Here is a 13838-nt window from a genome sequence, read left to right as displayed (position 1 = left end):
AGGTTGACAGCCCGAAGCGCTCAATGCCCGTGTGAGCCTCTTGGGGCCCCTCCCCGGATATGGGGAGTCGGAGAGTGGAGTTTCGGGGCGGCACATGCGGACTCAGGTACCGGCAAACGCCCATTCATGGGGGTGATACCGGTAGACTGAACGAGAATCCCGCGCACGCGCGGGATTCAGTCGAGTAAAGCTGACCACCGCTGACAACGCAGATCGACGCAGCCGCTCCCGCTTGCATGCATGCCGGCCCCGGAGTCCGGCCTGTGCTGTGCCAGAAAGGGCGCTTCGTGGCCGATTCGGGCAACCCCAACGAGAAGAACAAGTCCGCCGGGAACGGTGAGGACAAGGCGTACGACGCAGGTGCCATCCAGGTCCTGGAGGGCCTGGACGCGGTCCGCAAGCGGCCCGGTATGTACATCGGCTCGACCGGCGAGCGAGGCCTGCACCACCTGGTGCAAGAGGTCGTCGACAACTCCGTCGACGAGGCCATGGCCGGGCACGCGGACACCATCGACGTGACGATCCTTCCGGACGGCGGCGTGCGCGTCGTCGACAACGGCCGAGGCATCCCGGTCGGCATCGTGAAGTCCGAGGGCAAGCCGGCCGTTGAGGTCGTGCTCACGGTCCTGCACGCGGGCGGCAAGTTCGGCGGCGGCGGCTACGCCGTCTCCGGCGGTCTGCACGGTGTGGGCGTCTCCGTCGTCAACGCCCTGTCGACGAAGGTCGCGGTCGAGGTCAAGACCGACGGCTACCGCTGGACCCAGGACTACAAGCTCGGTGTCCCGACCGCGCCCCTCGCCAAGAACGAGGAGACGTCCGAGACCGGCACCTCGGTGACGTTCTGGGCCGACCCCGACATCTTCGAGACGACCGAGTACTCCTTCGAGACGCTCGCGCGCCGCTTCCAGGAGATGGCCTTCCTCAACAAGGGCCTGACCCTCACGCTGACGGACGAGCGCGAGTCGGCCAAGGCGACGGTGGGCTCGGACACGGCCGAGGTGACCGACGACGACCAGGCGCGCACGGTCAAGTACTACTACGAGGGCGGCATCGTCGACTTCGTGAAGCACCTGAACGCGCGCAAGGGCGAGCTGATCCACCCGACCGTCATCGACGTGGAGGCCGAGGACAAGGAGCGTCTCCTCTCGGTCGAGATCGCGATGCAGTGGAACTCGCAGTACACCGAGGGCGTGTACTCCTTCGCGAACACGATCCACACGCACGAGGGCGGCACCCACGAAGAGGGCTTCCGCGCCGCGATGACGGGTCTGGTGAACCGCTACGCGCGCGAGAAGAAGTTCCTTCGCGAGAAGGACGACAACCTCGCCGGCGAGGACATCCGCGAGGGTCTGACGGCGATCATCTCGATCAAGCTGGGCGAGCCCCAGTTCGAGGGGCAGACGAAGACCAAGCTGGGCAACACGGAGGCCAAGACCTTCGTGCAGAAGGTCGTCCACGAGCACCTCAACGACTGGTTCGACCGCAACCCGAACGAGGCCGCGGACATCATCCGCAAGTCGATCAACGCGGCCACGGCGCGCGTCGCGGCCCGCAAGGCCCGCGACCTCACCCGTCGCAAGGGTCTGCTGGAGAGCGCCTCGCTGCCGGGCAAGCTGTCGGACTGCCAGTCCAACGACCCGACCAAGTGCGAGATCTTCATCGTCGAGGGCGACTCGGCCGGCGGCTCCGCCAAGTCCGGCCGCAACCCCATGTACCAGGCCATCCTGCCGATCCGCGGCAAGATCCTGAACGTCGAGAAGGCGCGCATCGACAAGATCCTCCAGAACACCGAGGTCCAGGCGCTGATCAGCGCCTTCGGTACCGGTGTCCACGAGGACTTCGACATCGAGAAGCTGCGCTATCACAAGATCATCCTGATGGCTGACGCCGACGTCGACGGCCAGCACATCAACACCCTGCTGCTGACCTTCCTGTTCCGCTTCATGCGGCCGCTGGTCGAGGCCGGGCACGTGTACCTCTCGCGCCCGCCGCTCTACAAGATCAAGTGGGGCCGGGACGACTTCGAGTACGCGTACTCCGACCGCGAGCGCGACGCCCTCGTCGAGCTCGGCAAGGGGCAGGGCAAGCGGATCAAGGAAGACTCGATCCAGCGCTTCAAGGGTCTGGGCGAGATGAACGCCGAGGAACTGCGCATCACCACGATGGACGTCGACCACCGCGTGCTCGGCCAGGTCACCCTGGACGACGCCGCGCAGGCCGACGACCTGTTCTCGGTGCTGATGGGTGAGGACGTCGAAGCCCGGCGCTCCTTCATCCAGCGCAACGCCAAGGACGTTCGCTTCCTCGACATCTGAGTCGGCTCAGCTGACCGCTCGAAAGGACTTCTGACCAGCAATGGCCGACGAAACCACCCCCACCGCCGCGGACTCCGCGCAGGAGCAGCCCGTCATGCGCATCGAGCCCGTCGGGCTCGAAACCGAGATGCAGCGCTCCTATCTCGACTACGCGATGTCCGTCATCGTCTCCCGCGCGCTGCCCGACGTACGGGACGGCCTCAAGCCGGTCCACCGTCGTGTGCTGTACGCGATGTACGACGGCGGTTACCGGCCCGAGAAGGGCTTCTACAAGTGCGCCCGCGTCGTCGGTGACGTCATGGGCACGTACCACCCGCACGGTGACTCCTCGATCTACGACGCCCTGGTCCGCCTGGCCCAGCCGTGGTCGCTGCGCATGCCGCTCGTGGACTCCAACGGCAACTTCGGCTCCCCGGGCAACGACCCGGCGGCCGCGATGCGCTACACCGAGTGCAAGCTCATGCCGCTGGCCATGGAGATGCTCCGGGACATCGACGAGGAGACCGTCGATTTCAAGGACAACTACGACGGCCGCAACCAGGAGCCCACGGTCCTGCCGGCGCGGTTCCCGAACCTGCTGATCAACGGCTCCGCCGGCATCGCGGTCGGCATGGCCACCAACATCCCGCCGCACAACCTGCGCGAGGTCGCGGCCGGCGCCCAGTGGGCGCTGGAGCACCCGGAGGCCTCGCACGAGGAGCTCCAGGACGCGCTCATCGAGCGGATCAAGGGCCCGGACTTCCCGTCGGGCGCCCTGGTCGTGGGCCGCAAGGGCATCGAGGAGGCGTACCGGACCGGTCGCGGCTCCATCACGATGCGCGCGGTGGTCGAGGTCGAGGAGATCCAGAACCGCCAGTGCCTGGTGGTCACGGAGCTTCCGTACCAGACCAACCCCGACAACCTGGCGCAGAAGATCGCCGACCTGGTGAAGGACGGCAAGGTCGGCGGCATCGCCGACGTCCGCGACGAGACCTCGTCCCGGACCGGCCAGCGCCTGGTGATCGTCCTCAAGCGCGACGCCGTCGCCAAGGTCGTGCTGAACAACCTGTACAAGCACACCGACCTGCAGACGAACTTCGGCGCGAACATGCTGGCGCTGGTGGACGGCGTGCCGCGCACGCTGTCGATCGACGCCTTCATCCGCCACTGGGTGACGCACCAGATCGAGGTCATCGTCCGGCGCACGAAGTTCCGCCTGCGCAAGGCGGAGGAGCGCGCCCACATCCTGCGCGGTCTGCTCAAGGCGCTGGACGCGATCGACGAGGTCATCGCGCTGATCCGGCGCAGCAACACGGTCGAGATCGCCCGCGAGGGCCTGATGGGCCTGCTGTCGATCGACGAGATCCAGGCGAACGCGATCCTGGAGATGCAGCTCCGCCGCCTCGCGGCCCTGGAGCGGCAGAAGATCGTCGCCGAGCACGACGAGCTCCAGGCGAAGATCAACGAGTACAACGCGATCCTGGCCTCCGAGGAGCGCCAGCGCCAGATCGTCAGCGAGGAACTGGCGGCCATCGTCGAGAAGTTCGGCGACGACCGGCGTTCCAAGCTGGTGCCCTTCGATGGCGACATGTCCATGGAGGACCTGATCGCCGAAGAGGACATCGTCGTCACGATCACCCACGGCGGGTACGTCAAGCGCACCAAGACCGAGGACTACCGCTCGCAGAAGCGCGGCGGCAAGGGCGTGCGCGGCACGAAGCTGAAGCAGGACGACCTCGTCGACCACTTCTTCGTGTCCACCACGCACCACTGGCTGCTGTTCTTCACGAACAAGGGCCGGGTCTACCGCTCCAAGGCGTACGAGCTCCCGGACGCCGGCCGTGACGCCCGCGGGCAGCACGTGGCGAACCTGCTGGCCTTCCAGCCGGACGAGAAGATCGCCCAGATCCTCGCGATCCGCGACTACGAGATCGCCCCGTACCTGATCCTGGCCACCAAGGGCGGCCTGGTGAAGAAGACGGCGCTCAAGGACTACGACTCCCCCCGGTCGGGCGGCGTCATCGCGATCAACCTCCGGGAGACCGAGGACGGCAGCGACGACGAGCTGATCGGCGCCGAGCTGGTGTCCTCCGAGGACGACCTGCTGCTCATCAGCAAGAAGGCGCAGTCGATCCGCTTCACGGCGACCGACGACGCGCTGCGCCCGATGGGCCGAGCCACTTCGGGCGTGAAGGGCATGAGTTTCCGCGGAGGGGACGAACTGCTCTCCATGAGCGTGGTCCGGCCCGGTACGTTCGTCTTCACCGCGACCGACGGCGGCTACGCCAAGCGGACGCCGGTGGAGGAGTATCGCGTCCAGGGCCGTGGTGGTCTGGGCATCAAGGCCGCGAAGATCGTGGAGGACCGCGGGTCGCTCGTCGGGGCGCTCGTGGTGGACGAATCGGACGAAATCCTTGCCATCACGCTCAGCGGTGGTGTGATTCGTACGCGCGTCAACGAAGTACGGGAGACCGGCCGTGACACCATGGGCGTCCAGCTGATCAACCTGGGCAAGCGCGATGCCGTCGTCGGCATCGCCCGCAACGCGGAGGCCGGTCAGGAAACTGACGAGGCCGACGACAGCGAGAACGAGATCGGGACCGACGCGGCTGTCGAAGGACAGGCCGCGGAGGCCGCCGAGGGCACGGAGCCCTCGGCTGGGGAGCACGAGGAGTAAGCGTGAGCGGAGCCACGGGCGCCGGACCGGCCAACACTGGAGCGAACGGTGCCCGTGGCCCCGCCGCGGACTCCCAGGGGGGAACCGTGACGGACACCCGAGGACCGCAGCCGCCTCAGTCGCCTCAGTCGCATCAGACTCAGGCGGGGGCCGGCCCTCAGCCGCCTTACCAGCCGCCGCAGGCGTACTCGGTGCCCCAGGGCCCCGGGGCGCCGCGGGGGGCGGGCGATCCCGGTGCGCAGCGCAAGCCGCGCACGGGGGCCCGTATGGCACCCAGGACGCGCAAGGCGCGGCTCCGGGTGGCCAAGGCCGACCCCTGGTCGGTGATGAAGGTCAGCTTCCTGCTGTCGATCGCGCTCGGTGTCTGCACGATCGTGGCGTCGGTGGTGCTGTGGATGGTCATGGACGCCATGGGCATCTTCTCCAGCGTCGGCGGCACGATCAGTGAGGCGACCGGCTCGAACGAGAGCAACGGGTTCGACCTCCAGAGCTTCTTGTCGCTGCCGCGCGTTCTGATCTTCACGTCGGTGATCTCGGTCATCGACGTGGTGCTCATGACGGCGCTGGCGACCCTGGGCGCGTTCATCTACAACCTGTCGGCGGGCTTCGTCGGCGGTGTGGAGCTGACGCTCGCCGAGGACGAGTAGGCCTCCGAGGACGGGGCGGATGACCTGCGCAGACGGGTCGCCGCTATCGATTTTGGAGTCACCGGGTCTGTGCGCTAACCTTCAGAAGTCAGCGCGCAGCGCGGATGGGGCTATAGCTCAGTTGGTTAGAGCGCATCCCTGATAAGGATGAGGCCACAGGTTCAAATCCTGTTAGCCCCACAGTGTCGAAGACCCTCAGGCCCATGGCCTGGGGGTCTTTGTCGTTGGGCCAGTTGGTGTACTGGTAGGTCACCGATCGGTATCGGTCGGTGTGTATTGTTGGGCGCCAGAAGTCCCCTACGTCAACGAAAGACGAGGTCGCGCGGTGAAGAAGCTGCTCCTGGTCGCACTGGCCGCCATCGGCGGGCTCCTCGTGTACCGCCAGATCCAGGCGGACCGCGCAGAGCAGGACCTGTGGACGGAGGCAACCGACTCCGTGCCTTCTGGTTCCGGTGTGTGAGACCCGAGGTTGATCCCAGAGCCCCGACTGCCGCTGCGGTCGGGGCTTTGTGCTGCTCTGTGACGAAATATTGCGATATGCAAAGAACTTGCTTGCGTTGGCAAACTCGGGGTGGGTGCGTGTGATGGGTGGGGTACGTCGGGTACGGACGGCCGCTGCGGGGGCGCTGGCCGCCCTCGGGCTGGTCGCGGCCCTGCCGGGGGCCGCGGCCGCTGCGGGGACCCCGCAGCCGGTGCCCGCCTACCGGGGCGCGGACGGGGCGCAGGCGGTCGCGGGCAAGCCCTCCACGGCCGGAGCGCCGGAGTTGAAGGCCGGGTCGGTCTACAAGGACGCGATGGCACCGGGGGAGCGGTACTACCGGCTCAACCTCGACGACAGTTCGACCGTGTACGTCTCCGCCGTGCTTCAGCCCCCGGGCAGCGCCGAGGTCGGCTACGGCGACGGCCTGGAGGTGGACGTCCTCACCATCGAGAACCGCTCCTGCATGGGCACCCCGGGGCGGGCGGCCTTCGGCTACGACCCCATCCCCATCAGCGCCGTGGGAGCACGGGTCATGCAGGAGGACGCCAGCTGCCAGGCGGGCGGCACCTACTACGTCAAGGTCACGCGCGAAACGGCCAAGGACGGGGACCGCGCGGACTGGCCCCTGGAGCTGCGGGTCCAGCGAGAACCGAAGCTCGGCGGCAGCAACGCGCCCGTCGCCGCCCCCAGCGTGTGGCCCTCCGCCTCCCCGACCCTGCCCGGCACCGACGCGGCCCCGCGCTCCGGCGGGACCGGCTTCAACGACGCGCGGGCGCTGGACAGCGGGGTCTGGAGGGACGCGCTGAGGCCCGGCCAGACCCTCTACTACCGGGTGCCGCTCGACTGGGGGCAGCAGCTGGGCCTCGCGGCCGAACTCTCCGCCGGCAAGCCGACGAAGGACTCCGGCTACGCCTCGCCCGGCCTCTCCGTCTCGCTGTACAGCCCGTACCGGTCGCTCATCGAGAGCGAGGACGCCTCCTACGACGGGAAGCAGGCGGGGCTCACCCTGCCGCGGACCGCGCCGGTGGCCTACGAGAACCGCTTCGCCTCCGACCGGAAGGTCGGCGCGGTCCGGGTGGCCGGCTGGTACTACGTCGCGGTGACCATGGCGGGGAAGGTCGGGGAGTTCACCCAGGAAGCGGTGCCCGTCCCGCTGACCCTGCGCACGCAGATCATCGGCACGCCGGGCAAGGCACCGGCCTACGCGCAGGACCTCGCGGCCGGCGGATTCGGGGTGGGGGCCGAGGACCGTACGGCGGCCAAGGAGGGCACCACGGCCGTGGAGGCCGAGGCCGCCGCCGCGAACCGGTCGGTGATGCGCGTGGTCGCGGGCGCCGGCTTCGGTACGGGGACGCTGCTGCTGCTCGTCCTGGGCGGCTGGATCCTGCTGTCCCGGCGGCGTTCCGCCTGAGCCGTGGGCCGGCCTAGACCTGGGTCAGGGCCCAGATCCCGACGGCGAAGCACAGGACGGCCGCGAGCAGGATCCCGGCGGTGACCGTCCTGGGCGGCGGCGCGAGGGCGGTCGTACGGGGTGCGGCCGGGGGAGCCGGGTGCAGCGGGGCCGGGGCGTACGGATGCGGGGCCGTCGGCGCGGTCGGCGTCGACATCGGCATCGACATCGGCTGCGCGGCCTGCGGCATCGGGGCGGTGGCGTGCAGGGGCGGCGGGAGGTGGAAGCTGCCCGTCTCCGAGGGGCCGAACACGCCGAGGGGAGTGGTGGCGGGTGTCGGGGCGTCGGCCGGCTGCGCGGGCGCGGCGGGCGGGGCCGTCGGCGGGGTCTCGTACGCGGGTTCCTGGAGCGACCGGGGCGTGAAACCGGCGGGCACCGGGCCCAGTTGGTCGAACACCTCGACCGCCCCGACCGGATCACCGTCCGGGCCGGGCGGCGGCAGCAGTTCCACGGCCTCGGCGAGGGCCCTGCGCGCCCCGGTGGCGGTCTGGAACCTGCTCCGGGGGTCCGGCTGGAGCAGCGCGGCCAGAACGCCCCACAGCGGCGCGGGAACGCCCTCCGGGGCATCGGGGGTGCCGTGGGTGAAGAACTGCTCCGCGAGGGCCTGGGAGTCGGGCTTGGTCCCCTGGAGCAGGTAGAGGCCGACCAGTCCGACGGCGAACAGGTCGGCGGTGAAGTCCGGCTCGGAGCCGAGGAGTTGTTCGGGCGCGAGATAGCCCGGCGTGCCGACCACGTAGGCGGTCTCGGTCAGCCGGGGCTCGCCCTTGCGCATGGCGATGCCGAAGTCGGACAGCCGCAGGTGCGGCCGCCCGGTTCCGGTGGCCTCCATCAGGATGTTGGCCGGTTTGATGTCGCGGTGGACGACGCCCTCCGCATGCACCGCCGCCAGCCCCGACAGGAGCTGGTCGAGCAGTGTGCACACGAACCGGGGCGGCAGGGCCCCGTAGTCCCCGATCACATGGGCGAGGGAACCGCCGGCGACCAGGTCCATGGTGAAGAGGACCTTGTCGTCGTCCGCCGCCCAGCTGGCCGGGGCCAGTACGTGCGGGTGATCGATCCGCAGCGCCTGCTCGCGGACGAACCGCAGCAGGGTGTGGGCATCGCTCTGCAGGAGGACCTTCGCTGCGACGTAGCGGCGGCGCCGGTGGTCCCAGGCACGCCATACGGCGCCGGCGCCGCCACGTCCGATCGGGTCGATCAGTTCGTACCGGCCGGCGAAGATCTCACCCATTGCTGCGCCCGTCCCCCGTCGTCAGCTGTGTCCGTCGCGTGCGTTGCGTGTCAGTTCTGGTGCGCCTCGTAGTGCGCGACGGCGTCGGAGGTTCGGCCCGCTCCGTACACCCTGAGGAACTCTGCCAGTTCCGGGTGGGTCGGGGCGAGGGTGTCCGCCGCGTCGATGATGTCGCCGGCCGCGGAGACCGAGCGCAGCAGCGACTGGATCTCGCGCACGACGCGCTTGACGGTGGGTGCGCCGGAGCCGGTGGCGGCCTGGCTGGTGCTGTTGCTGAGGACGGAACCTCCCTGGGTCTTCTTGATCTCGTCCATCCGGTCGGTGGCCTCTCCCGCGCTGACGCTCCCGTCGGCCACCTGGCCGGCCAGATCCTGGAGAGCCTGAACCCGCTGGACCACGGCGGGGTTGCCGATCTTGGCCCGCTGGCCGCTCATCAGCTGGGACAGCATCGGCGCCGACAGCCCGAGGACGGCAGCGAGGCGGGCCTGGTTCAAACCGAGGTCATCTATGAGCCGGCGGAAGAGCGCGCCGAGCGGCTCCCCGTACCAACTCCGCTGGAGTTCCCTGGCTCTGGCGGTCGCCTCTTGCTGTACTGCGTCCACTCTTACTACTCCCCTTCGCTGGTGCGAACCTCGCGAGCATCTTACGGAGAGTGGTCGCGGGGCGGGAGTCCCTATCATTTTGCGGGATGAGGGGGTACACCCGGTACTCTGTCCTACGGAACGGTCACTCGCTCGCGGGGGACCGGCATGTCCACATCCGGGGCCTTAGCTCAGTTGGTAGAGCGCTGCCTTTGCAAGGCAGATGTCAGGAGTTCGAATCTCCTAGGCTCCACTTTTGAAAAGCCCCCTTGACCTGCGGAAACACAGGTTCAGGGGGCTTTTTTCGTGCCCGGCGCCGAGAGGGCCGGGGTCCTGCGGGTCGTCAGGAGCAGGAGCAGCATGGCGGCCGCGAAGCCGGCGCCCGCGGCGTACGCGTGGCGCAGGCCGGCGGCGACGTGGTGCTCGCAGGCGGCCGCGCAGTGGGCGGCCGCCGCGATGCCCTGGTTTCCGGCGGCGTTGAACAGGGCTCCGAACAGGGCCGCTCCCAGGCACTGGCCCGTCTCCCGGCAGAACATCAGGTTCGCCGTCACGGCGCCCCGGCCGTCCCAGTCGACGGCCGCCTGGACACCGACGAGCAGGGCCGGCTGGAGCAGGCCCAGGCCGATGCCGAGCAGGGTCGAAGTCGCGAGGAACGGCGCCGCGTGCGCGCCGGTGGTGGTCAGGGCGGCCGTGGCCGCGAGGGCGACGGTCACCGTCGCGGCGCCGGTCAGGGCGGCCCCGCGGAAGCCGATGCGCAGGTACAGGCGGCTGCTGAAGACCGCGGCCGTCGGCCAGCCGAAGGTCATGCCGGCCAGGACGGCCGCGCCGGCCGCCGGGCCGAGTCCCAGCACGGTCTGCGCGTAGACCGGCAGGAGGAGCAGCGGGGCCACCATGACCATGCCGAGGAGTCCCAGGACGAGGCTCGGTACCGCCAGGTCGCGTCGTTTCCACACCCAGCCGGGGACGAGGGGTTCGGCCGCGCGCCGCTCGATGCGCGTGGTGATCAGGACCAGGGCCAGGAAGAGGACGAGGAGCGATGCGCTCGGGACGGACAACCACGGCCAGGCGGTGCCCCCTTGGGACAGCAGCGTCATGAGCGTCGTACAGGTCGTCAGCAGGCCCAGTGCGCCGCGCCAGTCCAGCGGGCCGGCCGGGCCGCCGCGGACGTCCTCCACCGGGAAGCGGCGGACCAGGAGCCACACCGCGAGCAGGCCGAGGGGGAGGTTGAGCAGGAAGATCGCCCGCCAGTGGCCGTACTGGGCGAGCGCGCCGCCCGCGGCCGGTCCGGCCAGGGCCGCGACGCTCCACACCGATGCGAGCGCCGCCTGGATCCGGCCGCGCTCGTGCGGCTCGTACAGATCGCCCGCGACCGTCTGTACGGTCCCCTGGATCGCGCCGGCTCCCAGGCCCTGGACGAAGCGGAAGGCGACGAGGGCCGGCATGTTCCAGCCGGCCGCGCACAGGGCGGAACCCGCCAGGAACAGGAGGGTTCCGCCGATGAGCACGGGCCGCCGGCCGTGGGTGTCGGCCAGCCTGCCGTACAGGGGCACGGAAACGGTCGCGGCGAGGACGTACGCGGACAGGAGCCAGCTGAAGGCCGGGCCCTCGCCTAGGTCGGCCACGATCTGCGGGGCGGCGGTGGCCGTCACCGCACTGTCCATGGCGGCGAGGAACATCACCAGCAGCAGCGCTGCCAGGAGTCCTCGCCGGCCGGCGGGATCCTTGGTCACCCGGCCAGCTCGACGACCCGCTCCGCGGAACCGACCCCCTCGGCGTTCGCGGCGATGAGCTCGTAGAACGTGCCGAACAGGTGGTGGCTCAGGCGCTGGTCCTCGAAGAAGGAGATCCGGTCGGCTACCTGGGCGGGGGCGGCCTCGCCGCTCGACAGGGTCACCATCGCGCGCAGGACGTCCTGCGGGGTCACCGAGCTGCCCGCGTGGGCGTTGTCGAACACCTCCTCGACGTAGGACTCGTCGGCCAGGACCGGGTTCCGGCGCCGCTGCACCCGGATCCGGTAGTCCTCGCCGACCACGTCGTTCTTGAAGACGCCGATGTGCTGGATGCTGCCCTGATTGATGTCCAGGGTGAACTGGGACATCCGGCCCTTCTCCCGGAAGGGCTGACGGTTGTCGCGGTCGAACTGCTGGAGGCCGACGGAGCGGTGGGAGTAGGTGTTGGAGTGGCAGGCGTAGGACACGAGTCCGGCCTTCTGGCCGTCCTGCCCGAGGAGTTCGAGGTTGAAGACGAAGTCGGCCTCGGCCGCCAGTACCTGCGGCGGCAGCTCGGGGATCCGGGCCCGCGCGGGGCCGTCGACCAGGTCCGCGAGCGCGGTGGCCTGACGGGTGCGCAGGAACTCGCCGACGCGGCGCACGTACGGGTTGGTGACCCGCAGGGCGGTCGCCTCTCCCGGGGCCAGTTCCAGGTACCAGGACAGCAGGTCGATGTAGTGGTAGCTGGAGAAGGAGAGCGCTCCGACGCCGCTGGTGTACCCGTGCGCGTCACCGAACAGGTACTCCTCGGGATGCCGGAAGAGACCCCCGTTCTTGATCAGTTGCATGGAGGTGATGCCCTGCCCGTGCGCCTGCTGGATCTCGGAGATGTCGGAGGCGATCGACCGGTAGACGTCGTTGGCCCGCCGGCGCAGCGGCATCGCGAGGTGGACCGGCCCCGAGGCGCGGGCCCGGGTGAGCGCCGTTTCGAGTTCCGCGTAGCCGCCGATGATGCGCTCGGCGGCCGTCGGCTCGTACGCGGCGGCCTCGGCGACCAGCAGGGGCTTGTCGCACAGCACGCTGATGCCCCGGGAGACCGCCCAGAGGATGTAGTCGCGGTGGTGGACGGGGTTGCAGGCGATGATCGCCAGGGAGAACCGGTGGGTGGCGTGGGCGCGGTCCAGCAGGGCTTCCAGTTCCGTACGGCTGAGGCCGTCGGGGTCCAGCCACTCCGGTGAGTCCCTCCAGAGCAGTTCCCGGAGCGGAGCCATGTCCTCGTCCTGGGCGCGCTTCTCGGGGTTGCGCGGGTCGCAGATGGCCGCGGTGCGGACGGGCCATCCGGACTGCTGCATTTCGAGCAGCGCCGGGGCGTGGTTTTCCCGGCCGGCCCAGTGACCGGAACCTCCGACCAGCAAAACCGTAGTCGTACGAGCCATGGTGTGAATCCCCCTCAGAATTACTGGTCATGCGTGTCGAAGGCGTGCAATGGAAAAGGTGCGGTTCGCTTATTCGGCGTATCGGCCGAGGTGATTTCGGGCCGGGGGCGGTGGAGCTCTGGTCTGCGCCGGCGCGGGGAAGAATGTCGCCATGTGGGGCGGATCGGTACGGTGCGGCGCGGCGGCCGCCGCAATCCTTTGGCCGGGTGTGACCGCCGGTAGCCGCTGGGGAATCCGGTGCCGGTCACGGCAACTGGGTATCGTTGAGTCTTCTGCCGGGCGAGGATGGATGAGATGAAGGAATCTTTGGCGCTTGAGGTGCCGGCACGGGCCTCGCTCGCCGGTCTGGGTCTGGCCGAACGAAGTGAAGCGGTGTACCGGGCGATGATCCGGGGCACCCGCTGGAGCGCCGGCGCATTGGTCGCGGAAACCGGACTGGGCGAGTCCGACGTGCAGGCGGGGATCGACGAGTTGGCCGCCCTCTCGCTGATCAGGCCCTCCGGCGAGGAGCCGGGTGCCCTCGTCGTGGTGAAGCCGAGCGTGGCGCTCGCCGAGCTGATATCCGCCCGGCAGAGGGAGATATTCGGACGCCAGCAGGAACTCGCCGAATCCCGCGTGGCCATGTCCGATATCATCGCCGAATTCGAGCAGGAGCGCAGCGGGTCCGAAGAGGGCGGCAGCATCGAATATCTGCGGGGCATGGATTCGGTACGGGTGTACCTGGAAGAAATGTCCAAGCAGATCGAAACGGAAGTGCTTGCTCTCATTCCGAAAGCCTCGCTCACGGCGGAGAGCATGGCGGCGAGTCAGGAACTCGACGAGAGGATTGTCGAGCGCGGGGTGAGCATCCGCACGATTTATCTGGACAGCGTCCGCAACCACACCGCCACCCGGCGATACGCGGCCTGGCTGAACGAATGCGGCGGAGAGGTCCGTACGCATCCCGTGCTGCCGATGCGCATCATCCTCGTGGACCGCAAAATCGCCGTCCTGCCGATCGACGCGGAGGACTCGTCCAGAGGCGCACTCGTCCTGCGCGAACCGAGTGCCGTCGCCGCCCTCTTGGCGCTCTTCACGCACATCTGGGAAGCCGCCCGACCGCTCGGCACCGCCGAACTCCCCGACGATCACGGGCTCGTTCCCCAGGAAAGGGAGCTGCTGCGGCTGCTCGCGCAGGGCATGACCGACGAGGCCGCCAGCAAGCAGCTGGGCCTCTCGGTGCGCAGCGTCCGCCGGTTGATGTCGGACATCATGGACCGGCTCAACGCGCGCAGCCGGTTCGAAGCGGGCCTGCGGGCCGCCGAGCGCGGCTGGCTCTGAGGCCTTCGCCTC

At 69.3% G+C, this 13838-nt stretch carries 10 protein-coding genes and 2 tRNA genes; 8 read left to right on the top strand and 4 right to left on the bottom strand.

Annotated elements, in window-relative coordinates; translation table 11 throughout:
* The first annotated feature begins 263 nt into the window (after positions 1-263).
* From gyrB to OG276_RS18285, 6 genes are all read left to right on the top strand, one after another.
* Positions 264-2315, top strand: a complete 2052-nt coding sequence (gene gyrB, locus OG276_RS18310; RefSeq protein WP_266906829.1) for a DNA topoisomerase (ATP-hydrolyzing) subunit B — start codon at positions 264-266, stop codon at positions 2313-2315.
* 40 nt (positions 2316-2355) lie between these two features.
* Positions 2356-4971 (top strand): DNA gyrase subunit A, encoded by a 2616-nt coding sequence (gyrA, locus tag OG276_RS18305; protein ID WP_266906827.1) that lies wholly within the window; start codon positions 2356-2358, stop codon positions 4969-4971.
* Positions 4972-4973: 2 nt separating this feature from the next.
* Positions 4974-5618: a DUF3566 domain-containing protein gene (locus tag OG276_RS18300; RefSeq protein ID WP_266906825.1), complete on the top strand. Its 645-nt coding sequence runs from the start codon at positions 4974-4976 to the stop codon at positions 5616-5618.
* A gap of 106 nt (positions 5619-5724) precedes the next feature.
* Positions 5725-5798 (top strand) — tRNA-Ile (locus tag OG276_RS18295).
* A gap of 145 nt (positions 5799-5943) precedes the next feature.
* Entirely contained in the window at positions 5944-6078 is a 135-nt protein-coding gene (locus OG276_RS18290; protein WP_208809277.1) for a DLW-39 family protein, read from the top strand.
* A 124-nt stretch (positions 6079-6202) separates the two neighbouring features.
* Positions 6203-7510, top strand: a complete 1308-nt coding sequence (locus OG276_RS18285) for a hypothetical protein (RefSeq protein ID WP_266906823.1) — start codon at positions 6203-6205, stop codon at positions 7508-7510.
* Between the two features lie 13 nt (positions 7511-7523).
* On the opposite strand, the gene OG276_RS18280 is transcribed toward OG276_RS18285, so the two are convergent.
* Entirely contained in the window at positions 7524-8780 is a 1257-nt protein-coding gene (locus OG276_RS18280; RefSeq protein ID WP_266906821.1) for a serine/threonine-protein kinase, read from the bottom strand.
* A gap of 50 nt (positions 8781-8830) precedes the next feature.
* Complete coding sequence (locus tag OG276_RS18275; RefSeq protein ID WP_243331094.1) at positions 8831-9382, bottom strand: DNA-binding protein; 552 nt, start codon at positions 9380-9382, stop codon at positions 8831-8833.
* A gap of 159 nt (positions 9383-9541) precedes the next feature.
* Between OG276_RS18275 and OG276_RS18270 the strand changes: the two genes are divergently transcribed.
* Positions 9542-9614, top strand: a tRNA-Ala gene (locus OG276_RS18270).
* A gap of 37 nt (positions 9615-9651) precedes the next feature.
* Here OG276_RS18270 and OG276_RS18265 read toward each other — a convergent pair.
* Together OG276_RS18265 and OG276_RS18260 are read right to left on the bottom strand one after the other, a co-directional pair.
* Positions 9652-11091 (bottom strand): MFS transporter, encoded by a 1440-nt coding sequence (locus tag OG276_RS18265; protein ID WP_266906819.1) that lies wholly within the window; start codon positions 11089-11091, stop codon positions 9652-9654.
* Positions 11088-12506 carry a Gfo/Idh/MocA family oxidoreductase gene (locus OG276_RS18260; RefSeq protein WP_266906817.1) on the bottom strand — a complete coding sequence of 473 codons (1419 nt, stop codon included), beginning with the start codon at positions 12504-12506 and terminating at the stop codon, positions 11088-11090. Before OG276_RS18260 ends, OG276_RS18265 begins: the two co-directional genes overlap by 4 nt.
* A gap of 294 nt (positions 12507-12800) precedes the next feature.
* On the opposite strand from OG276_RS18260, the gene OG276_RS18255 reads away from it, so the two are divergent.
* The gene (locus tag OG276_RS18255) at positions 12801-13826 is read left to right on the top strand and encodes a LuxR C-terminal-related transcriptional regulator (protein WP_266906815.1); all 1026 of its coding nucleotides are present in this window, start codon (positions 12801-12803) and stop codon (positions 13824-13826) included.
* Positions 13827-13838 lie beyond the last annotated feature (12 nt).

Source organism: Streptomyces sp. NBC_00086 (assembly GCF_026343255.1).
Classification (GTDB): domain Bacteria; phylum Actinomycetota; class Actinomycetes; order Streptomycetales; family Streptomycetaceae; genus Streptomyces.
The sequence above is the reverse complement of the archived record's forward strand: the minus strand, read 5'-3'. Positions and strand labels throughout refer to the sequence as shown.